A 21,818-nucleotide genomic window follows, 5' to 3' on the forward strand; every position below is an offset into this window, starting at 1 on the left:
CAGCCCCGCTGCCATAGGTGATTTCCATGACGAATTGACGAAGCTTTGCGGCGTTTTCGGTAACAAAACCACACAGCCGGGTCGTTAGCCGACGATTTTTCGCTTGGACCAGCGGTTGGGGCGAAGGGGAAGTGGTTAGGCCTTCATCAGCCATTCGTGCTCGGGCGCGTTATGGAATTTCCACGTCCGCTTCGGTCCGGCCATGACGTTGAGATAATAGAGATCATAGCCGTGGCAGGCTGCGCAGGGGTGATAACCCTTGGGGACCAGCACGACGTCGCCGTCCTCGATCGCCATCGCCTCGTCGAGCGAACGAGCACCGTTCTCGTCGGCATCGGTGTAGACGCGCTGGAAAGCAAAGCCCTGTGGCGGGTTGAGACGGTGGTAATAGGTCTCCTCGAGATAAGATTCAGCCGGCAGATTGTCCTGGTCGTGCTTGTGCGGCGGATAGCTCGATGTGTGGCCGCCGGGTGTGATGACCTCAACCACCAGCAAGGAATCGGCCGGCTTGCCCTCCGGCAGGATGTTGGTGACATAGCGCGTGTTGGTGCCTTTGCCGCGAACCTCCTGGCCGAGATCGTCGGGCCCGATGACACGGACCGGCAGACCGCCGCCCAGTCCTGGCGCCGAGCAGACGGCAAGTTCGAGATCGGTATCGGCGCTCACCGACCACTCCGACCCCTGCGGCACATAGACCGACCAAGGTTTGCCGTCCAAGGGCGACATGCGTTCGCCGAGCAAGCCGAGATCCTTGCCGCCGGCCTTGGCCTTGCCCTTGCCGGTGACGAACACCAGGCAGACCTCACGATCCGCGGTTTGCCCGGAAGCGCTCTCGCCGGGCCTGAGCCGATGCAGATCGAAGCCGACATAGGTCCAGCCGGCGCTTTGCGGCGTCACATGGGCGATGCGGCCGTGGCCCTTATTGGCTTTGACGAGCAGTTTCGACATGGTCATTCCTTCGGTTTGGCGTCTGCCGATGGCTCGTCCTCGTCAGCCGGCTTGTAGAGGTAGAAAAACTGCCAGACGGCATAGCCGGCGAAGCCGAGCGCGATCACGCCCCAGAACGGCGTGCCGGTGGCGAATTCGATCACCGACCAGACCAGGCAGACCGCGACAACGGCGACGCGCCGCCACAGCGGCCGGAAAAACGGGTGCTCGGAGTCTTTCATCGGATCAACACCTTTCCTCGCGAACTCTCAAGCATTGGGAAAGCCCTGTGTCTCCACCGTATAGCCGGCCGCCGTCATAGCCCGCATCAATTCCTTGTAGCCGACCTGCGCCATCTTGAGCGGCGGGTTCTTCTTCGGATCCTGCTCGGCCTCGACCACGAACCAGCCTTCATAGCCATGGTCGGCGAGCCTCTGGACGATGGCGCCAAAATCCAGCGAGCCATCTCCCGGCACGGTGAAGGCGCCAAGTGCCACCGCGTCGAGGAACGATTGCTTGTTGCGATCCAGCTTTTGGATCACCTCCATGCGTACGTCCTTCACATGCACGTGGTTGATGCGCCGGTGGTGGTTGTTTATCGCGCGCAGCACATCGCCGCCGGCAAAGGCCAGGTGACCGGCGTCGAGCAGCAGCGGAATGCCTTCGCCCGAATAGCGCATGAAAGCGTCGAGCTCCGGCTCGGTCTCAACTACTGCCGCCATATGATGATGGTAGGAGAGCGGCATGCCTTGCTCTGCACACCATTCGCCGAACTGCGTGAGCCGCCGGGCGTAGGCTTTCATCTCATCGTCCGAAAGCCTCGGCTTGGTGGCGAGCGGCTTGGAGCGGTCGCCCTGGATGGAGCGGCCGACTTCACCATAGACGATGCAGGGCGCATTCACCGCCTTGAACAGGTCGATCATCGGCTGGATGCGATCCTTATTCCCCGATATATCCTCATTGACCAGCGTCCCGGAGAACCAACCGCCGCAAAGCGTCACGTCGGCCTCTTTCAGGATCGGCAGCATGATCTCCGGATCGTTGGGAAAGCGGCGGCCCATTTCCATGCCGGTGAAGCCAGCCGAGCGCGACTGGCGCAGGCACTCCTCCAGCGACACATCATCGCTGAGTTCGGCAAGATCGTCGTTCCACCATGCAATGGGGGACATGCCCAGTTTGGCTTTCAAGTCGTCACTCCAGTTTCAGACATTCGAGGCGCGTTCGCGGATGGCTAAAGAACCCGCCCGCTCAGCGCTTCCTCGTATTTCTTGCGCGCCGCATTCACTTGCGGCCGTGCCGAGACTTCCGGCACTGCGACATCCCACCAGCTTCCACCGGCCTCGGTCGAAACCAGCGGGTCGGTGTCGATGACCAGCACGGTCGTTCGCGTGTTCTTCTTCGCTTGCGCCAGCGCCGTTTCCAGCCCGGCGATCGATGGCACTTTTTCGGCAATCGCACCCATGCTCGCAGCATGCGCGGCGAAGTCGATCTCGGGCAAGGTTTCGTGACGGGCGTCCTTCAGCAGATTGTTGAAGTTGGCGCCGCCGGTCGCCATCTGCAACCGGTTGATGCAGCCATAGCCGCGGTTGTCGAGCAGCACGATGGTCAGCTTGAGGCCGAGCATCACCGAGGTCGCGATCTCGGAATTGAGCATCAGGTAAGAGCCGTCGCCGATCATCACCACGACCTCTTCGTCCGGCTTGGCCATCTTGACGCCAAGCCCGCCGGCGATTTCGTAGCCCATTGTCGAGAAGCCGTATTCTGCGTGATAGGAGCCGGGCGCGCCCGCCTGCCATAGCTTGTGCAATTCGCCGGGCAAGCCGCCGGCGGCATGAAGCAGTACCACGCCGGAGCCCATGGCGCGCTGTACTGCGCCGATCACTTGCGCGTCGGACGGATAGGCGGCATTGGTCGACGCCGTCACCTTGTCGGCATCCGCTTGCCAGTTCTTCTTGCCCGTGATCGCATTGTCGGTCCAGCCTGAAGGGGCTTTCCAGCCTTTCAGCGCCGCAGCGAGTTCGGCGAGCCCTTCCGCCGCATCGGCGACCAGCGGCAGCGCCTGGTGCTTTCCGGCGTCAAAAGGCTGCACGTTGAGCCCGATGATGGTCCTGCCGGCATGCTTGAACAATGCCCAGGAGCCGGTGGTGAAATCCTGCAGTCTGGTGCCGACGGCAAGCACGACGTCGGCCTCTTCGGCCAGCCTGTTGGCCGCCGAAGTGCCGGTAACGCCGACCGCGCCCATGTTCAACGGATGATCGTCCGGGAGCGAGGATTTGCCGCCTTGCGTCTCACAAACTGGAACGCCGGCGCCTTGCACCAGTTTTGCCAACTCCTCGGATGCCTGCGAATAGAGTACGCCGCCGCCCGCGATCACCAGCGGCTTTTTCGCCGCTTTGAGTACCGCGACTGCGGCCGCCAGTTCGTTGCGGTCCGGGCGCTGCCGTCGCGGCGTCCAGAGTCGCTCGGCAAAGAAACTCTCGGGGTAGTCATAGGCCTCGGCCTGCACGTCCTGGCACAGCGCCAGCGTCACCGGGCCGCATTCGGCGGGATCGGTCAGCACCTGCATGGCGCGGTTGAGCGCCGGCATGATCTGCTCCGGCCGCGTGATGCGGTCGAAATAGCGCGACACCGGGCGGAGGCAGTCATTGACCGTCGCCGTGCCGTCGGAAAAATCCTCGGCCTGCTGCAGGACGGGATCGGGAATGCGATTGGCGAAGACGTCGCCGGGCAGAAACAGGACAGGCAACCTGTTTACATGCGCAAGTGCCGCAGCGGTCACCATGTTGAGCGCGCCGGGGCCGATCGAACTGGTCGCGGCCATGAAGCGACGGCGGAAATTGGCCTTGGCGTAGGCGATCGCCGCATGCGCCATTGCCTGCTCGTTATGGGCACGGAAGGTCGGCAGTTCGTCGCGAACCTGGTAGAGCGCCTCGCCGACGCCGGCGACATTGCCGTGGCCGAAGATCGCCCAGACGCCGCCGAAGATCGGCACTTTCCTCCCGTCCATCTCGGTCATCTGTCGAGCAAGAAAGCGGGTCAGCGCCTGCGCCATCGTCAGGCGGATTGTCTTGGTCATGTCGGTTCCTCCGCAGTCCTTATGCCGCGCCTTCTTATGCCGCTTTGCGGCCGCGCGCCGCAAGCCATGCCTCGGTCAGTCTCTCGAAGCGAGATGCCATGTCGGCAACCGCTTCATCGTCTGACATCTTGCCGGCAAGCCATTGTTCGGCCGCGTTGATGAAGATGGTGCGGCCGACGGCAAAGCCCTTGACGATAGACGCCTTGGCGGTGGCAGCAAAGGCCGCTTCCAATTCGTCCTGCGGCGCTTCGAGGCCAAGCAGCACAATCCCGCGGCACCACGGATCGTTCTTCAGGATCACCGCCTCGATCTTTGCCCATGCGCCGGCCGATGCCTGCGGTTCGAGCTTCCACCAATCGGGCTTGATGCCGAGTGCGTAGAGTTCCTCGAGCGCGCGCGGGATGGTCATGTCGTCGAGCCTGCCGTGCTTGCCGGCGATGATCTCGACCAGAAGTTCTCTGCCCACTTTCCGCGCGGCCTCGAACAAAGCGCGCAGTTTCTGCTGCTGTTCGCTCTTCAGCGCCGCGGGATCGTCGGGATGATAGAAGCACAGGCACTTGATGCAGTGGTCGACCGGCCATTCGGTCAGTTGCGAACCTATGTCTTGCGAGAACTCGAAGCGAAGCGGCCGCGAACCCGGCAACTCGACCGGCCGGCCGAGCCAGGCGAAGGAATGGTGGGCGAATTCGAACATCGCCTCGCGTCCGTATTTTTCGTCGAGCAGCATGCCGTAGCCGGCGCGGCCAGCCGCAACCTTGGCCGCAGCCTTGACCGTCAGCACCTTGAAAGCTGGGATTCGCGACGGATCGGCGCCGGCTTTTGCCGCGACATCCTCCAGCTGGACGCGGTGGTCGCAGGCGAACGCCATCAGCGAGGGGATGTCGCGCCGGCGCGTGGTCGCCCAATGGATGTGATTGATCGCCTCGTCCTTGCGCAGCGCCAGATGCTTGCTGCCGTTTTTCAGGAAGAACTGCAATTCCTCGAAAGTCGGGTATTCCGGTGCGCAGAGCAGCCGCGACACGGCAAAGGCGCCGCAGGCATTGGCCCAGGTCGCCGCCGTCGCCAGGCCTTCCTCGCCGAGCCAGCCGCGCAGGAAGCCCGACATGAAGGCGTCGCCGGCGCCGAGCACATTGTAGACCTCGATTGGAAATCCCTTGCCGACGATACCGTCCTCGAGGTCGTCGCTGATCGGCCCGTCATAGACGATGCAGCCCATGGCGCCGCGTTTCAGCACGATGGTTGCCGCCGACAGCGAGCGGATGGTTTTCAGCGCGCTCAGGCAATCGTCTGCACCCGAGGCGATCATGATTTCCTCTTCGGTGCCGACGATGAGATCGCAATCGGGCAGCACCGTCTTCAACTGCGCCGAGACGCGGTCGGATTTCACATAGCGCTCGAAGCCTTCGGCGTGGCCGGCGAGACCCCAGAGGTTGGGGCGGTAGTCGATGTCGAACACCACCTTGCCGCCCTTGGCTTTCATGACACGGATCGCCTTACGCTGGGCGGCGTCGCTGTTGGGCCGTGAAAAATGCGTGCCGGTGACGACGACCGCGCGTGCCGAAGCGATAAACGCCTCATCGATATCGTCTTTCGAAAGCGCCATGTCGGCGCAATCGCTGCGATAGAAGATCATCGGCGAGACGCCTTCATCCTCGACCGACAGCAGCACCAGGGCGGTCAGCCGCTCCGGATCGGTCTTGAGGCCTTGGACCGAAACGCCCTCGCGGGTCAGCTGCTCGCGGATGAAGCGGCCCATCTGCTCATTGCCGACGCGGGTGAGCAGCGCCGAGCGCAGGCCGAGCCTGGCAGTACCGACCGCGATATTGGCCGGACAGCCGCCGACCGACTTGGCAAAGGAAGTAATGTCCTCGAGGCGCGAGCCGATCTGCTGACCATAGAGATCGACGGAAGCGCGGCCGATGGTGATGATGTCGAGCGGCGAATATTTCGCTTCCACGGCTTCGCCCATTCGAACCTCCCATCGGCTTTGTTGTCTTGGGTAACACGCGCGAGCGGCAGCGTGGCGCCGGCAATATGAAATAATAATTCCAATCCATAGTCAATATGGAACGAGCATTCCCAAGACTGAAAAGTGCTGTGCAAGGCTCGCGCGTTCAGAAACTTTGAAGTCAGACGAACGTCAAGTGTCTACCACTGAAACCAGCTGATTTACCAAGGAAGCGGGCCATCATCGTTGAAGTACCCGGCGGTCGGGCCATCGGCGTCCAAGGTCGCCAGGTGAATGACGATCTCGGCCGCCTGCTGCACCGTGCGGTGACCTTTATACCCGTTGAGATCGGTGGCAGTGTAGCCGGGCGCCGCGGCGTTGACCTTGATGCCCTGGGGCGCGAGCTCCCTGGCGAACGCCACCGTGATGGCATTCAAGGCTGTCTTGGAGCTGCCGTAGCCCATCATGTTAACGGCGTGGTTCGCAGTGGCGGGATCGAGCGCCCGGCCGATGGACCCGGTGGAGCTGCTCACCATCACGATCCGGGCAGCAGGTGCTGCTAGCAGCAGCTGCAGGAATGCCTGGGTCACGCGGATCGGGCCGAAGACATTGACGTCGTAGGTGGCCTGGATGTCGGCGATCCGCTGCTGGCTCGGCGGCAGGTCGTAATTGATGGCGACGCCGGCGTTGTTCACCAGCACGTCGAGGCAGGGGCTGGCCTGCCTGAATGCCTCGGCTGCCGCCTTCACCCTGTCATCCCGCGTGACGTCCAGCTCAAGCCACTCCACGTCGAGGCCTTCGGCGCGCAATGCCTGCGCCGCCGCCATGCCGCGTTCGGCGCTCCTGGCGCCGAGCCAGACCTTGAAGCCCATGGTCGCCAGTCGCCGGGCGATTTCATGGCCTATACCCTTGTTGGCGCCGGTCACCAGCGCGCTTTTCGATGTTCTCATAATCGGTGTCTCCATTTTTCTTGTGGAAGACCCACAAATGGTGCGAGGCAGCGGGCGTTGCGCGCCGGAAATTCTCCGGCTCTTGCCTAATCCTCTCACGCTGTTGCGGCGCCGGTGCGAATGCGCGATGCTGGCGCAATGAGCAAGGCGCTGCAGGAGTTGATCGAGATCGCCGGCCGCCATGCGCGCGGGCGACGAACAAGAACGGCGGTTCCCCGCGTTTCGATCGGCCGCAGCGAAGTCGCCACGCCGCCATTGTCAGGGGTGTGGGGGTCGGGGATCTTATTCGTACTGCAGGGCGCGAAGACGGTTCTGATCGGCGACCGAGCTCTTCGTTACAATCCGGCCAGCTATTTCATCTATACTGTCGAGACGCCCACCATCAGCCAGATAATCGAAGCGAGCGCGGCGCGTCCTTACCTGGCCATTGGCTTGACCCTTGACCTGCAGGCCGTCGCCGCGCTCCTCGTCGAGCACGCGCCGGCCCTCAGTGGCGACAGTTTCTCCACCTCTCCCGCTGATGACGATCTGCTCGACGCGTTGCGTCGAATGATGCGGCTGCTTGACCGGCCAGCGGAGATTTCCGTGCTCGCGACCATGATCGAGCGAGAGATGCTGTTTCGGCTCCTGCAAGGCCCCCAAGGCGGAAAGCTTCGTGAACTTGCGCGCGCCGATGGCCATCTGTCCCGGATTGGCCGGGCGATCGCCTGGATCCGTTCGCATCCCCATCAGCCGGTCCGGGTCGGCGATCTGGCCGAGATTGCCCGTATGAGCAGTGCTGCGTTTTATCGTCACTTCAAGGCGGCGACGGCCATGAGCCCAATCCAGTATCAAAAGCAAATCCGCTTGCTGGAAGCCCGCCATCTGCTGATTGCCGAGCCGGGCAACGTCGCACGTGTCGCCTTCGCCGTCGGCTATGAGAGTGCTTCCCAGTTCAGCCGGGAGTATGCCCGCCAGTTCGGGTCGCCGCCTGCCCGCGACGCAGCGCGGCTTTCGGCAGAAGGCGAAACCGCAATAGAGGTGATCTAAGGCTTGCGCTTCTTGCCAGTATCGCGCCGCTTCTCGCCGACCGCGACGGTCAGCGCCATAGCCAAAGCCATCGTCGCCGACAGCGAGCGGAAGCCGGCGAAATCGGCCTCGGCGACCTCGAACCAGACCCTGGCGAATTGGGCGAGTGGCGAAAAGGAGCTGTCGGTAATCGCCACGATCGGCACGCCTTGCTCCGAAATGACGCGCGCCTCCTCGATGGTGGCCGGGGCATAGGGCGAAAAGCTGATGGCGATCACGGCGTCCCTTGGAGAGGCAAAGCCGATCATCTCTGCATTGAGGCCGGCGGCCGATTCGATCAGCTGGTTGCGGATCTTGAGCTTGCCCAATGCATAGGCGATATAGGAGGCGACCGGGTAGGAGCGCCGCTTGGCCAGCACGTAAATGGTTTCGGCCTTGGCCAACACGGTGATCGCATCTTCGAAATGGTCTTCATTCAGCGTGCGCGAAATGTCGTTGAGCGAGGTACTGGCTGCGGCAACAAAACCGTCGAAAATCGCGCGGTGGCCGGCGCCTTCCTCGGCCTTGGCGCGCAATGCCGCCAGCCTTTCATCATAGGATGAGTTGCGCTCGCGCAGGCGCTCGCGAAACACCAACTGCAGGCTGGTGAAACCATCAAAACCAAGCTGCTGGGCAAAGCGGATCAGGGTCGAAGGCTGGACACCGGCGGAAGCGGCGATGCTGGCAGCGGTGCCGAAGGCGATATCGTCTGGGTTGTCGAGCGCATAGGCGGCGATCTGGGCGATACGTTTCGGCAGGCTGTGGCGCCGCTCCAGGATCGTCGCCCGCAGCGTCTCGAAATCGCGCGGCACCCGTTCGTCCATCGTCGCTCCGCCCAGGCTCATCGTCTGGTTCCCTCTGTGCCCCATCATAGCGGGCCTGTGCAAGAACACCATAAAAAATGAGACAAGCGTTCCATCTCCAGACAAAATGGACTAATTCATCCACACAATTTGCGCACACGGAGGCAAGGCAGATGGTCGGGGTAGGTCTTATCGGCACGGGTTTCATGGGCAAGTGCCACGCCATCGCCTGGAACGCGGTCGGCACCGTCTTTCCCGATGTGGACAAGCCAAGGCTGGTCCATCTCGGCGAGGTCAACGAGGACCTTGCCAAACGCCGTGCCAGCGAATTCGGCTTCGCCAAGGCCTCCGGCGATTGGCGCGCCGTCGTCGACGACCCGGAAGTCGATGTCGTTTCGCTGACCACGCCGAACCAGTTCCACCCGGAAATGGCCATCGCCATCCTCGAAGCCGGCAAGCATCTGTGGTGTGAAAAACCGATGGCGCCGAGCTTCGCCGAGGCGCAAGCAATGGCTGCGGCGGCCCAAAAGTCCGGCAAGGTGGCCGCGCTCGGCTATAATTACATCCAGAACCCCGCAATCCGCCATATCGGCGCACTGCTCGACGAGAAGATCATCGGCGAGGTCAACCATCTGCGCATCGAGATGGACGAGGACTTCATGGCCGATCCGGAGGCGCTGTTCTTCTGGAAGCACGAGGCGGCGTCCGGCTACGGCGCGCTCGACGATTTCGCCGTGCACCCGCTGTCGATCATTGCGGTCCTGTTCGGTCGTGTCGCCCGCGTCATGTGCGACATGGCCAGGCCCTATGCCGACCGCCACGTCGCCTCGGGCGGGCGCCGCGCGGTCGAGACCTACGACATCGCCAGCATCCTGATGCATCTCGAAAACGGCATCGCCGGCACGCTGCTGGTCAACCGTTCGGCGTGGGGCCGCAAAGGCCGGATCGCCATCCAGATTTTTGGCTCGAAGGGCTCGATCCTGTACGACCAGGAGCGGATGAATGAGTTCCAACTCTATCTGACGGCCGACCGGCCGGCCGAGCAAGGCTACCGCACCATCCTGGTGGCGCCGCATCATAAGCCTTATGACGCCTTCCTGCCGGCGCCCGGCCACGGCCTTGGCTTTAATGACCTCAAGATTATCGAATGCCGGGAACTGTTGACGCGACTTGCCGGCAAGCCGGCGCGGATCATCGATTTCGACGAAGGCCTGGAGATCGAGCGCACGGTGCACGCGATGGCGCGCTCGTTCGCGGAACAGCGCTGGATTGCGGTGCGGTAGTAAGCCCGCGCTGGTCTCCCCTTCTTCCCTTGTGGGAGAAGGTGGCCGAGCGAAGCTCGGTCGGATGAGGGGTGTTGGACGGATCGCTACAGCGAAGAAATAACCGCTTAAAATCCCTCAATATTTTTGCGCCGAGTTTCTTCCAGCACCCCTCATCCGGCTCGGCGCTGCGCGCCGATCCACCTTCTCCCACAAGGGGAGAAGGAGAAGTGCTCACGCGGCTCCCGGGCGATCGGCGATCATGGCACGTCTCGCCGACCGGCGCTGCTCGACGGCGTCGGCAAGGCCGTGCAGCACCGTTTCGGTGGTTTCCCAGTCGATACAGCCGTCGGTGATGCTCTGGCCATAGACGAGCGGCTTGCCGGGCACGACGTCCTGCCGGCCGGCGACGAGGTTGCTCTCGATCATGATGCCGACGATGCGCTCGTCGCCCGCCGCGATCTGGCCCGCCATGTCAGCCGCCACCAGCGGCTGGTTTTCCGGCTTCTTGCTGCTGTTGGCGTGGCTGACATCGATCATCAGCCGCGGCGCCACGCCGATCCGGCCGAGCTCAGTGCAGGCAGCAGCAATGCTTGCCGCGTCATAATTCGGCACAATACCGCCGCGCAGGATGACGTGGCAGTCCTCGTTGCCGGTGGTCGTCGCGATGGCGCTGCGCCCGCCCTTTGTCACCGCCATGAAATGATGCGGCTGGGCGGCGGACTTCACCGCTTCGGCGGCAATCCGCAGATTGCCGTCGGTGCCGTTCTTGAAGCCGACCGGGCAGGACAGGCCTGACGCCAGCTCGCGATGGATCTGGCTCTCTGTCGTGCGTGCGCCGATCGCGCCCCAGGCGACGAGGTCGGCAATATATTGCGGGGTGGCCATGTCGAGGAATTCGGTGGCCGCCGGAAGGCCGAGATTGTTGACGGCGGAGAGCACGTTGCGGGCCATCCGCAACCCCTTGTCGATGTTGAAGCTGCCGTCGAGGTCGGGATCGTTGATCAGGCCCTTCCAGCCGACCGTCGTGCGCGGTTTCTCGAAATAAACCCGCATCACGATCTCCAGCCGGTCCGACAGGCTTTCACGCAGCGATGCCAAACGGCTGGCATAGTCTACGGCGGCGGCCGGGTCGTGGATCGAACAGGGGCCGACGACGACCACCAGCCGATCGTCGGCGCCGGTCAGCACGGCGTGGATGGCATTGCGTGATGCGGCAACGGTGCGCGTCGCCGTCAGCGTGCGCGGTATTTCCCGCATCACCTCGTCGGGTGTGCTCAGTTCTCTGATTTCCTTGACCCGAAGATCGTCTGTGGTCGTCAACACGGCTTCTGCTCCTGATTGGGAGACCTGCCGGCTGAAACAAAAAAGCCGCCAGGTCTGGCGGCTGTTCGGATGTTATTGCTGCAATCTTCAGATCGAGCGCAATCCTCCCGCCGCCAGCGAGCTCATAAAGTACCAATATGTGGCGGTCAGGTTGATCATGAGGGCTGATATAGTCGATGCGGATGCGCTTGTCACGTGCCTGGTGAGGAGGAGGTTTACTCCAGCCCATTCGCGATTGGCTGAAGCCCCCCGAACTTCGTCATCCCAGGGCGAAGCAGGAGCGGAGCTCCGTCGCGGAGACCCTGGGATCCATGCCGTTGCCTTGGCCAAGGAGTGCTGCGGAACTAAATTCTGCATTGTAGCGACGCCTAGATGTCACGGCATGGATCCTCGGGTCTGCGCCGCGTCGCTGCGCTCCTTGCTCTGCCCGTGGATGACGAAGTGATGGGCGGCGTTCCGCTAGACTTGCCGGCGTTATTCCGGTGACGCCCCGGCGATGCTCTGATCGTAGTCGACCAGCGACCCGGTCATGACGCCGGACTGCGGGCTGATCATATAGCTGATCAACCGGGCAAGCTGCGCCGGTTTCACCAATTGGCCCATCGGCTGCGCGGCTTCGGCCTTCTCCAACCAGTCCTCCGGCGCGTCGTGCCATTTCTTCTGCACGATCGCCTCGCCCTCGGTGTCCATCCAGCCGGGCAGCACCGCATTGCAGCGGATGCGATTGCCGCGATAGGCATTGGCGACATTCTTGGTGAGTGTCGCCAGCGCTCCCTTGCTCGACGAATAGGGCGCCAGGAACGACTGGCCGCAATGCGCCGACATCGACAGCACGTTGACGATCGAGCCCGGTACCTGGCGCGCCAGCAAATGCGCCACCACGCCCTGCATCAGGAAAAACGGGCCGCGCACATTGGTCTGGAATATCTGGTCGAACAGATCCTCGGAGGTCTCGACCAGCGAGCCGCGAGCCGAGGTGGCAGCGGCGTTGACCAGCGCGTTGACGGTACCAAAATGGCCAATCGCCGTTTCGACCGCACGCTTGCAGTCGGCCACTTTTGAGACGTCGGCGCTGATGAAGATGGCATCGACGCCTGCCCCCTTGAGGATGGCGACAGCCTTGTCGCCCTTCTCCTGCGAGCGGCCGATCAGCGCCAGCGCCCGGCAGCCCTCATCGGCCAGCGCTTCGGCGACGGCAAAGCCGATGCCTTGTGCGCCGCCGGTGACGATGGCGCGTGTTTCGGAATTGCGACCGGCTGAACCGTTCATCGCCTTGCTCCTGTGCTTGATAGTCAGATTGTTTTGTCGAGGCGGACGGTCTTGCCTTTCTTGGCCGATTTCAGCGCCGCATCCGCCAGCCTGAGCGCCACCAGCCCGTCCTTGCCGCTCGGCGCCGCCTTCTTGCCTGACGTCGCTGCCGCGATGAAGGCAGCGATCTCGTTGGCATAGGCGTCGAGATAACGGGTCATGAAGAAATCGTGCAGCGGCGGCCGCGTATAGCCTTTCTCATTGGCCAGTTCGATCGACACCGGCCGCTGGTTCTCGGCCGCAATCATGCCTTTCGAGCCATGCACCTCGATGCGCTGGTCGTAGCCGTAGGTGGCGCGGCGTGAGTTGGAGATAACGCATTGCTTGCCGGAGGCAGTTTCGAGGATGACGCTGACGCTGTCGAAGTCGCCGGCCTCGCCGATCTTCTTGTCGACCAGCACCGAAGCATGCGCGCTGACCGCCACCGGCTCCTCGCCGAGCAGGAAGCGCGCCATGTCGAAATCATGAATGGTCATGTCGCGGAAGATGCCGCCCGAGCGGCCGATATAGTCGAGCGGCGGCGGGCCGGGATCGCGCGAGGTGATTGTCACCATTTCGACAGTGCCGATGGCGCCGTCGTCGATCGCCTTGCGCACGGCGGCAAAATGCGGATCGAAGCGGCGGTTGAAGCCGACCATCAGGGTGGCGCCGGCCTTGTCGACGACGGCCAGGCAACGTTCCACCCTGGCGGCGTCGAGGTCGATCGGCTTTTCGCAGAAAATCGCTTTACCCGCTTTGGCGAAGCGTTCGATCAGATCGGCATGGGTATCGGTCGGCGTGCAGATGACGACCGCATCGATATCGCCGGCCTTCTCGATGGCATCGATGCTGCGCACTTCGGCGCCATAGGCAGAGGCCAGATCGGTCGCCGCCTTCTCGAAGGCGTCGGCAACTGCGACCAGCCTGGCCTCAGGATTGGAACCGACGGCGCGAGCATGGACCTTGCCGATACGGCCGGCACCGAGAAGAGCAAAGCGAAGAGGCATGAAGAGTTTTCCTTTGAGGATGGTTCGGAAGGGAGGGCGTGTCAGCGCCTGTGCTCGGCGTTGGCCGTTACGCCGCAAGTTCCGCCTGCCCGGTCTTGGCGCCGGTGATGTAGGAGACGATATCGTTGCCGTCGGTGTCCTGCTTGCGCAAATTGGCGACGATGCGGCCGCGCCGGAAAACGACGATGCGGTCGACCAGGTCGAACACCTGGCGCATGTTGTGAGAGATCAGGATCAGCGGTTCGCCATTCTCCTTCAGCGTGCGGATGATGTTTTCGACCTGCATCGTCTCCTGCACGCCGAGTGCCGCCGTCGGCTCATCCATGATGATGAGCTTGGAAGCAAAGGTCGCGGTTCTGGCAATTGCTACGCACTGGCGCTGGCCGCCCGACATGTGGCGGATAGTATTGGAAAGATTGGGGATCTTGACCGCTGTCCGGACCAAGGCTGCCTCGGTCGCCTTGCGCATGAACTTGCGATCGAGGATCGAGAAGGGCCCGAGATTGAAAAGCACCCGCTCGCGGCCGAGGAACAGGTTCGACGGCACGTCGAGGTCGTCGGCGAGCGCCAGGTTCTGGAACACCGTCTCGATGCCCGCCTCGCGGGCTTCGATGGGGCCGGCAAAATTCACTTCCTTGCCGTCGAACCACATCCTGCCGCTGGTGCGCTGCTCGACGCCGGTGATCTGGCGTACGAAGGTCGATTTGCCAGCGCCGTTGTCGCCCATGATGGCGACATGCTCGCCCTTGCGCAGCTCGAAGTTGGCACCCTCCAGCGCATGGACGCCGCCATAATACTTGGTCAGGTTTTCGGTCTTCAGGACGATGTCTGACATGATCAAGCCCTCATCGCCCGCAGGCGTTGGCGCCACTGGTCGAGTACGACTGCGCCGACGATGATCACGCCTTTGACCATCTCCTGATAATAGGCGTCGAGGCGCAGAAAGGTGAAGCCGGAGATGATGACGCCGAAGATCAGCGAGCCGATCACTGTCCCGATAATCGAACCGCGGCCGCCCGACAGCGAGACGCCGCCGATAACCGCCATGGCGATCGCGTCGAGCTCGTACATTACACCCATGCCGGCCTGGGCGGTGAGATTCTTGGAGCTCAGCACCACGGCGGCGAGCGCGGCGAGGACGCCGGCAATGACGTAGACGAGGATCTTGTGGTTGGCGATGTTGATGCCGGACATGCGCGCGGCGTCCTCATTGGAGCCGATTGCATAGCAGTGCTTGCCATATTTGGTGTAACTCAGGATCAGCTGGAACAGCACTGCGAGCGATATGAAAATGATGACCGGCATCAGCCCCTTGCCAATGGCGGCGAAACTCTCGGTCGGAAACGAGATCGGCTGCCCCTTTGACCACCATTTGGCGATGCCGCGCGCGGTGACCATCATGCCGAGCGTGGCGATGAACGGCGGGATGCGCGTGTAGGCGATCAAAGCGCCGTTGACCAGGCCGGCCAGCAGGCCGCAGCCGATCGCGACCAGCACGGGCACGATCACCGGCAGGTCGGTCCAGCCCTGCGCGATGAACATCGCCTTCGGGTTCGGGTTGCCATTGACGGTCGCCACCTGGGCGAAGCTCATGGCTATCATCGCCGTGGCGCCGACGATCGAACCTGAGGACAGGTCGATGCCGCCGGTAATGATCACCTGCGTCACGCCGATGGCAATGATGCCGACTATCGACACCTGCAGGATGATGATCTGCAGGCGCGCTTCGTTGAAGATCGCATCGATATTGTCGCGGGTGTTGAACAGGAAGCTGTCGCCCAGGAAAACCCGGCCGATCAGCTCGAAAGCGCCGACCAGGATGACGAGCGCCAGGAAGACGTTGAATTCGGCCGGCCATGCGCGCCGCTTCGCATCATAGCTGAGCCCGCCGACGCCGTGAGATGTCTGTGCCAATCGTGCTTCCTCCGTCAGCCACGGTCTCCACTCGGCGCTGTTCAGGCCGAGAGGGAAAAAGCGGAGCGGCGCTGTCTTACCTTGGCGCGCCGCTCCGTATCGGACAGGTCCGCCTCAGTTCTTCTTCAGGAACTTGTCGATATTTGCCGGCGTGACCAGCTGGAACGGGATGTAGACCTTGTGCTCGACCTTCTCGCCCTTCGCCAGCTTGAGCGCTGCGTCAAGCGCGCCGGCACCCTGGCCGGCCGCGTCCTGGAACACCGTCGCATCGAGGTCGCCCGCCTGCATCGCGGCAAGCGCATCCTGGGTAGCGTCGACCCCGCCGACGACAACCGACTTCATGTCGATGTTGGCGGCCTTCATCGCCTGGATGGCGCCGATGGCGCTTTCGTCATTATTGGCGATGACGCCGTCGAACGGCTTGCCGGTCGACAGCCAGTTGGTCATCAGGTTCTGCGCTTCTTCGCGCTTCCAGTTCGACGTCTGCTTGTCGATGATCTTGATGAAGCTGCACTCCGGCGTGGCGATCACGTCGTCAATGTCCTTGGTGCGCTGCACCGCTGCCTGGTTCGACAGCTCGCCCATGATCACATAGACGTTGGCTTCAGTCTTGCCGGCCTCCTTGAACAGGCGGCAGACCTCCTTGGTCTCGAGCGTGCCGGAATCGGCTTCGTTCGAGGCGACGAAGGCCTGGTTTTCGGGCAGCGTGTCGACGTTGACCGGCTCGCGATTGACATAGACCAGTGGAATCTTGGCAGCGGCGGCTGCGTCCGACATCGCCTGAGTCGCCGAGGTGTCGACCGGGTTGACGATGATGGCGTCGACGCCTGAGGCGGCGAAGTTCTTGATCTGGTCGAGTTGCTTGGCGACGTCGTTCTGCGCATCCTCCACCTGCAGCTCGACGCCGTCCATGCCCTTGGCCTGTTCAATCATGCCGTTGCGCAGCACTGTGAGAAAATTGTCGTCGAACAACGCCATCGACACGCCGATCTTGGCAGCAAAGGCGGACGAACTCATCAGCGCCGCGAACGCGACGCCCAAAAGCAGTTTTTTCATTTTATTTCTCCTCCACATTGGTGTCCGGCTGCACCGATCTACCCGGAATCCCCGATCTCGCAGGGAATTCTCTCCCGATTGCCATTTTTAGTTCCGGAGGCATTTGCCTGAAACAGATCTTCCGGAACGAAAGAACCAAAATTCTCAGTTGGTGAAATATTTATTCCATTTCGCTTGGGCGTCAAGCGAGATTTCGCCATGAGGAATGGATTTTCGGCATTTCGAGCGCTTTTAGACGGACGCTAACGCAAGCCAGGCCTGAAAGCGTTCTGATAGATTACATCATGTCTGCCGCCGATGACCGCGACGTCAGATGTTTTCCGGCAGATAAATGTCGAAGGGCAGAAAGGTCTGGCCCGGCGCATTCGCAGCGCCGGTCTCGATGGCATGCGCCATCAGCCCGACAAGCTCGCGGCAAAGCGCCGCCAGTGGCGTCGAGATCACCATGGTCAGGAAATTATCTGCCAGCGCCGCGCGGGAGTCGGGCGTGATCTCGTTGCAGACGACCGCCGGCATCTCAGCCGGCTTTGCCTCCCTCAGCGCCGAGATCGCGCCTTCCATGCCGCCACCGGCGACATAGCAACCGGCGAGATCAGGGTGGCGGGCCAGAAGCTCGATCATTGCATCATGCGTGATCTGGTTCGCTTCCAGATTGACCAACGTCTCGAGGAGAGTGAATTCCGGCGCCTGCTCGCGAAAGAAGGAGCGAAAACCGATCTCGCGAAGCTCATGGCCATGGAAGCGATGGCTGCCGACGAAGAGGGCAACCTTGCCAGGTCTCTTCGCGGCCTTCGAGATCATCCAGGCAGCGGTGCGGCCGACCTTGCGATTGTCCAGGCCAACATAGCCCTCGCGAATACCGGACGCAAAGTCGGAAAGCAGGGAGAACACCGGTACGCCATTGGCTTTGAGAGCCTCGACGGCGACCGTCAGCGTCGGGTGATCAGGCCCGACCAGGGCGACGGCCCTGGATTTGGCGGCCAGCTTGCGCATCCGCTCGACGATCTCGTCCGGCGCCAGCGAAGCGGCGAAGTCGATGGTGGCCACGCCGCGAAAGCGCGGCGACTGCGATACCGCCAGTTCAAGCTCGCGGGCAAATTCACTGTAGAAGACGTCCTCCCGTCTCAACAGCAGGAACCCGAGCCGGTATTCGGGCAATTCATGGCGCATCCGCTGCTTGATCAATCCGGCTGCGTGATAGCCGATGCTGGTCGCGGCCTCATAGACGCGGCGCGCGGTTTCCTCGCGCACCGGCAAGCGGTTGTTCAGCACCCGGTCGACGGTGGCAACGCTGACCCCCGAAATGCGCGCCAGGTCGGTGATCGTCGGCCGTTTCGCCATCGCTGCCTCATTCCACTGTTTGGCCCTTTTACACCATTCTGATGGAAAATGATAGAAACTATCTTTGTGATATTGAGCCTATCAGGGCTCGGCGTTATTTTGAACGCTGACCGAATATGATCGAGGCCTCCGCTATGGTGGATATTGGACTCCGAACCGGGAATACGAGCTCCGCAGCGGCGTCCCGACGCGACTATAGCCTGATCGGCCGCGACGCGAAGCTTGCCGTCGAGAGCGGGCTGGCGGCGGCCGAGTGGTATCACACCGACGTGCCGCGCAAGCAGATGAAGGAGCTGATGCAGCGCTCCGACGGCCCGGCGATCCGCGATACCATCGTCTGGCTCGGCGCCATGATCCTCAGCGGCGCCGGCGCCGCCTGGTTCTGGGGCAGCTGGTGGTGCGTGCCGTTCTTCTTCGTCTACGGCGTCCTCTACGGTTCCTCCACCGATTCACGCTGGCACGAATGCGGCCACGGCACCGCTTTCAGGACGCAGTGGATGAACGACGTGGTCTATCAGGTCGCCTGCTTCATGATCATGCGCAACCCGGTGACCTGGCGCTGGAGCCACACGCGCCATCATACCGATACCATCATCGTCGGCCGCGATCCGGAGATCTCGGTGATGCGTCCGCCCGATCTGCTGCGCGTGGTGCTCAACTTCGTCGGCATTCTCGACGCCTGGCATGCGATGAGCGACATGCTGCGCAATGCAGCCGGTATCGTCAGTCCGGCCGAAAGAACGTTCATTCCCGACCAGGAGCAGCCGAAGGCAATTCGCATTGCCCGCATCTGGACGACAATCTATGCCGCGACCATTGCGCTGGCGCTCTATACCGGCTCGTTCCTGCCGCTGATGCTGGTCGGTCTGCCCAGGCTTTACGGTGCCTGGCACCATGTCATGGTCGGCCTGCTGCAGCATGGCGGCCTGGCTGAAAACGTCACCGATCACCGGCTCAACAGCCGCACCGTCTACATGAACCCGATAAGCCGCTTCATCTACTGGAACATGAACTACCATGTCGAGCATCACATGTTTCCCATGGTGCCCTATCACGCGCTGCCCAGGCTGCACGAACTGATCAAGCACGATCTGCCGACGCCGACATCGTCCATCCTGGCCGGCTACCGCGAGATGATACCGGCTTTCCTGCGCCAGCTGCGCAATGAGGATTATTTCATCAAGCGCGAACTGCCGCCGACGGCGAGGCCCTATCGCGAGGACTTCCACAACGACAACGCTACCGCTGCGGTGGCTGCCGAATGACAAGCCCATGCCGAGGGTGCCAAGTATTGGGGGAGCCGTAGATGAGCGACTGGGTCGAGGCCTGTGACGCCGAGGACATCGACGAAGAGGACGTGATGCGCTTCGACCATGGCGGCCGCACCTTTGCCATCTATCGCAGCCCCGACGACGAGTATTTCGCCACCGACGGGCTTTGCACGCATGAGAAGGTGCATCTGGCCGACGGGCTGGTGATGGACGATATCATCGAATGCCCGAAGCACAATGGCCGCTTCAACTACAAGACAGGGGCTGCCAGGGGCGCGCCGGTCTGCGTCGATCTAAGAACTTATCCGGTCAAAGTCGACGCCGGCAAAGTCCTTGTCCGGATTGGTTGATGATGACGAAGGGAATGGTCATCATTGGCGCCGGCGAATGCGGCGGGCGCGCCGCCCTTGCGCTGCGCGAGCTCGGCTTTAATGGACCGGTGACGCTGGTCGGCGACGAGCCGCATCTTCCCTATGAGCGGCCGCCGCTGTCGAAAGACGCGATGGTTGCCGACGCGCCCCTGCTCAAGGCAATCGCCACCGACGCGATCCTGGCCGAAAGATCGATCAGGCATATCCATTCGGTTCAGGCGGTGGCGATCGACCGCGCGGCGCATGTCGTGCGCCTCTCGGACGGTTCCGTCCTGGCCTACGACAAGCTCCTGCTGGCGACCGGTTCGGTGCCGCGCAAGCTGCCGATGCCGGGCCTTGGTGGGCGCTGCGTCTACCTCCGGACCTTCAACGACGCGCTGGCCATTCGCGCCCATCTCAGCGCCGGAAATCGCATCGCCATCATTGGCGGCGGCTTCATCGGGCTTGAGCTTGCCGCGGCGGCACGCAGACTGGGTGCGGCGGTCACAGTTATCGAGGCGCAGCCGCGCATCTTGATGCGCGGCGTGCCGGCCGAGATCGCTGAGATCATCCATCAGGCGCATGAAGCCGAAGGCGTGAAAATCCTGTGCGGCGAGGGCATCGCCGCCATTGCCGATGATGGCGCCGAAGTGCGCATCGCGCTCGCCGGTGGACACGACATTGTCGCCGATCTTGCCGTGATCGGCATCGGCGCCGTGCCGGTGACCGGACTTGCCGCGGAGGCGGGGCTGACCGTCGACAATGGTGTCGCCGTCGACGCCGAGCTTCGCACCAGCGACCGGGATATCTTTGCCGCCGGCGATTGCTGTTCGTTTCCGCTCGCCATCTATGGCGGCCGGCGCGTGCGGCTCGAAGCCTGGCGCAATGCACAGGAGCAGGGCGCGCTCGCCGCAAGGAATATGCTTGGCGCCGGCGAGTCCCATGCGGCGGTGCCGTGGTTCTGGTCGGATCAGTGCGGCCTGACCTTGCAGATCGCCGGCCTGTCGGACGAAGGCCGCAGCATCGTGCGCCGCGACCTCGGCGACGGCGCCTTCATCCTGTTCCACCTCGCCGAGGACGGCAGGCTGGTTGCGGCAAGCGGCATCGGCCCCGGCAACGCGGTCGCCCGCGACATAAGGCTGGCCGAGATGCTGATTGCAAAGCAGGCAAGGCCGGCGCCGGAAGCGCTAGTCTCGCAGGCGGTCAAATTAAAATCGCTGCTGGCGGCTTGATCCGCCGCGTGGATAATTGGCCGAACGCGTTCGGCTAAAACAGCGCTTTCAGCTCCGGCAGCTTGTCGTTGACCAGCCAGCCATAGTAATTTTCCTCGGGCAGCTTTTCCGGCTCGCCCGCAGCGCGGCGCTTGTCGTTCTCGGCTTTCAGCGCATAGGCGCGCTGTTCGGGATTGCCGACATTGTAGAGCGTCGACGTGATGCCGGGATTGCCTGAGATGTCGAAGCCGGCAATGCTTTTATAGGCGTCGATCGACTTCCTTATCGTCGCCGCGACATAAGGCAGTGTCAGGTCAGGGTCCATGATCGTCTTGTAGACCGCATTGGGGTCACCGACGTCGAGTTCCGGCAGGCCGGAAACCTTGTGCACGAGATCGCTCATCTGCAGTGCCGTCAGCGGATTGAGCTGGCCAAGGCCAAAAGTCTGGCCGGCATAATAAGGCTGGAAGAAAGTGGCGCCGAAGCGGTCGTTGGGAAAGCTCTCGCCGTTGACGGTTTTGCCGCGGAACGACCGGTTCCACACCTGTTCGCGGCACTCCCACAGATCGTAGCTGTCGGACTTCCCTGCGCATTTCGCAAATTGCGGCCGTTGCACGAAATCGGTGATGTCCTCGCCATCATAGGCAAAGGAGAGCTTGCTCGACAGATACGAGATCGCCTTGACGTAATAGGTCTGCAGCCGGTCATAGGCATCGACATTATAGGTATGCTCGCCGACGATGGCTCCAACGATATGCATTGGGTCGATGTCATAGGCCGCGGCTGCCTGCTTGATCTTACCGCGCAGCTCGGCATCGTTCTGGAGCAGCGCAAAGACTTTGCGGTATTTCGCCTGGAAGGTGGTGTTGGTCGCCTGGGTGCGCCGGCTCGAAGCGCCCGGTATGTCGGGCTGCTCGGTGTTGCGGTTGCCCGGCGGCACCATCGTTGCCGCTTGCGCGGCGAACATGGCTGCCGCCAGCGTCAGCCCCAAAATGACGAGGATCAGTTTTTTCATGCGCCGCCGCCCAAATAGTCGCCGGCA

The 21,818-nt window shown here is 62.5% G+C and carries 20 protein-coding genes; 5 read left to right on the top strand and 15 right to left on the bottom strand.

The annotated features are described in order from the left end of the window. Nucleotides 1-135: 135 nt before the first annotated feature. The 6 genes from iolB to NKI16_RS08430 form a co-directional block, all read right to left on the bottom strand. Nucleotides 136-948: a 5-deoxy-glucuronate isomerase gene (iolB, locus tag NKI16_RS08405; RefSeq protein WP_352568506.1), complete on the bottom strand. Its 813-nt coding sequence runs from the start codon at nt 946-948 to the stop codon at nt 136-138. A 2-nt stretch (nt 949-950) separates the two neighbouring features. Further along, entirely contained in the window at nt 951-1,169 is a 219-nt protein-coding gene (locus NKI16_RS08410; protein WP_023677508.1) for a hypothetical protein, read from the bottom strand. Between the two features lie 27 nt (nt 1,170-1,196). Continuing rightward, nucleotides 1,197-2,114 carry a myo-inosose-2 dehydratase gene (iolE, locus tag NKI16_RS08415; RefSeq protein WP_352697239.1) on the bottom strand — a complete coding sequence of 306 codons (918 nt, stop codon included), beginning with the start codon at nt 2,112-2,114 and terminating at the stop codon, nt 1,197-1,199. A gap of 44 nt (nt 2,115-2,158) precedes the next feature. Then, nucleotides 2,159-4,003: a 3D-(3,5/4)-trihydroxycyclohexane-1,2-dione acylhydrolase (decyclizing) gene (iolD, locus tag NKI16_RS08420; protein WP_352568504.1), complete on the bottom strand. Its 1,845-nt coding sequence runs from the start codon at nt 4,001-4,003 to the stop codon at nt 2,159-2,161. Nucleotides 4,004-4,037: 34 nt separating this feature from the next. Continuing rightward, on the bottom strand, nt 4,038-5,972 hold the full coding sequence (locus NKI16_RS08425) for a bifunctional 5-dehydro-2-deoxygluconokinase/5-dehydro-2-deoxyphosphogluconate aldolase (protein WP_352619344.1): 1,935 nt from the start codon (nt 5,970-5,972) through the stop codon (nt 4,038-4,040). Nucleotides 5,973-6,172: 200 nt separating this feature from the next. Beyond that, nucleotides 6,173-6,901 carry an SDR family NAD(P)-dependent oxidoreductase gene (locus tag NKI16_RS08430; protein WP_352620620.1) on the bottom strand — a complete coding sequence of 243 codons (729 nt, stop codon included), beginning with the start codon at nt 6,899-6,901 and terminating at the stop codon, nt 6,173-6,175. Between the two features lie 138 nt (nt 6,902-7,039). On the opposite strand from NKI16_RS08430, the gene NKI16_RS08435 reads away from it, so the two are divergent. Further along, a complete protein-coding gene (locus tag NKI16_RS08435; protein WP_352922524.1) occupies nt 7,040-7,930 on the top strand; it encodes an AraC family transcriptional regulator in 891 nt (296 codons plus the stop codon). On the opposite strand, the gene NKI16_RS08440 is transcribed toward NKI16_RS08435, so the two are convergent. Continuing rightward, a complete protein-coding gene (locus NKI16_RS08440; RefSeq protein ID WP_023677514.1) occupies nt 7,927-8,772 on the bottom strand; it encodes a MurR/RpiR family transcriptional regulator in 846 nt (281 codons plus the stop codon). The genes NKI16_RS08435 and NKI16_RS08440 overlap by 4 nt on opposite strands. Nucleotides 8,773-8,924: 152 nt before the next feature. Here NKI16_RS08440 and NKI16_RS08445 point away from each other — a divergent pair, with 152 nt between their 5' ends. Next, a complete protein-coding gene (locus tag NKI16_RS08445) occupies nt 8,925-10,034 on the top strand; it encodes a Gfo/Idh/MocA family protein (RefSeq protein ID WP_352922527.1) in 1,110 nt (369 codons plus the stop codon). Between the two features lie 213 nt (nt 10,035-10,247). On the opposite strand, the gene NKI16_RS08450 is transcribed toward NKI16_RS08445, so the two are convergent. The 7 genes from NKI16_RS08450 to NKI16_RS08480 all read right to left on the bottom strand — a co-directional run bounded on the left by NKI16_RS08450 (nt 10,248) and on the right by NKI16_RS08480 (nt 17,944). Then, a complete protein-coding gene (locus tag NKI16_RS08450) occupies nt 10,248-11,339 on the bottom strand; it encodes a 3-deoxy-7-phosphoheptulonate synthase (RefSeq protein ID WP_352922530.1) in 1,092 nt (363 codons plus the stop codon). A gap of 474 nt (nt 11,340-11,813) precedes the next feature. After that, complete coding sequence (locus NKI16_RS08455) at nt 11,814-12,608, bottom strand: SDR family oxidoreductase (protein WP_023677517.1); 795 nt, start codon at nt 12,606-12,608, stop codon at nt 11,814-11,816. A 23-nt stretch (nt 12,609-12,631) separates the two neighbouring features. After that, complete coding sequence (gene iolG, locus NKI16_RS08460; protein WP_352568500.1) at nt 12,632-13,633, bottom strand: inositol 2-dehydrogenase; 1,002 nt, start codon at nt 13,631-13,633, stop codon at nt 12,632-12,634. A 67-nt stretch (nt 13,634-13,700) separates the two neighbouring features. After that, nucleotides 13,701-14,468: an ATP-binding cassette domain-containing protein gene (locus NKI16_RS08465; protein ID WP_254815918.1), complete on the bottom strand. Its 768-nt coding sequence runs from the start codon at nt 14,466-14,468 to the stop codon at nt 13,701-13,703. Between the two features lie 2 nt (nt 14,469-14,470). Further along, a complete protein-coding gene (locus NKI16_RS08470) occupies nt 14,471-15,547 on the bottom strand; it encodes an ABC transporter permease (protein WP_292655972.1) in 1,077 nt (358 codons plus the stop codon). 114 nt (nt 15,548-15,661) lie between these two features. Further along, on the bottom strand, nt 15,662-16,603 hold the full coding sequence (locus tag NKI16_RS08475; protein WP_352451673.1) for a sugar ABC transporter substrate-binding protein: 942 nt from the start codon (nt 16,601-16,603) through the stop codon (nt 15,662-15,664). 309 nt (nt 16,604-16,912) lie between these two features. Next, the gene (locus NKI16_RS08480; RefSeq protein WP_023677522.1) at nt 16,913-17,944 is read right to left on the bottom strand and encodes a LacI family DNA-binding transcriptional regulator; all 1,032 of its coding nucleotides are present in this window, start codon (nt 17,942-17,944) and stop codon (nt 16,913-16,915) included. A gap of 137 nt (nt 17,945-18,081) precedes the next feature. Between NKI16_RS08480 and NKI16_RS08485 the strand changes: the two genes are divergently transcribed. The 3 genes from NKI16_RS08485 to NKI16_RS08495 are packed head-to-tail and all read left to right on the top strand — an operon-like array spanning nt 18,082 to nt 20,797. Next, nucleotides 18,082-19,209 (top strand): fatty acid desaturase family protein, encoded by a 1,128-nt coding sequence (locus NKI16_RS08485; protein WP_352620624.1) that lies wholly within the window; start codon nt 18,082-18,084, stop codon nt 19,207-19,209. Nucleotides 19,210-19,250: 41 nt separating this feature from the next. Continuing rightward, nucleotides 19,251-19,565 carry a MocE family 2Fe-2S type ferredoxin gene (locus NKI16_RS08490; protein ID WP_023677524.1) on the top strand — a complete coding sequence of 105 codons (315 nt, stop codon included), beginning with the start codon at nt 19,251-19,253 and terminating at the stop codon, nt 19,563-19,565. A 2-nt stretch (nt 19,566-19,567) separates the two neighbouring features. Further along, nucleotides 19,568-20,797: an NAD(P)/FAD-dependent oxidoreductase gene (locus tag NKI16_RS08495; protein WP_352620740.1), complete on the top strand. Its 1,230-nt coding sequence runs from the start codon at nt 19,568-19,570 to the stop codon at nt 20,795-20,797. A gap of 34 nt (nt 20,798-20,831) precedes the next feature. Here the strand turns inward: NKI16_RS08495 and NKI16_RS08500 are convergent, their stop codons facing one another. After that, nucleotides 20,832-21,791 carry a DUF1402 family protein gene (locus NKI16_RS08500; RefSeq protein WP_352576350.1) on the bottom strand — a complete coding sequence of 320 codons (960 nt, stop codon included), beginning with the start codon at nt 21,789-21,791 and terminating at the stop codon, nt 20,832-20,834. Nucleotides 21,792-21,818: the final 27 nt, after the last annotated feature.

Source organism: Mesorhizobium sp. M0698 (assembly GCF_040320455.1).
Lineage (GTDB): Bacteria > Pseudomonadota > Alphaproteobacteria > Rhizobiales > Rhizobiaceae > Mesorhizobium.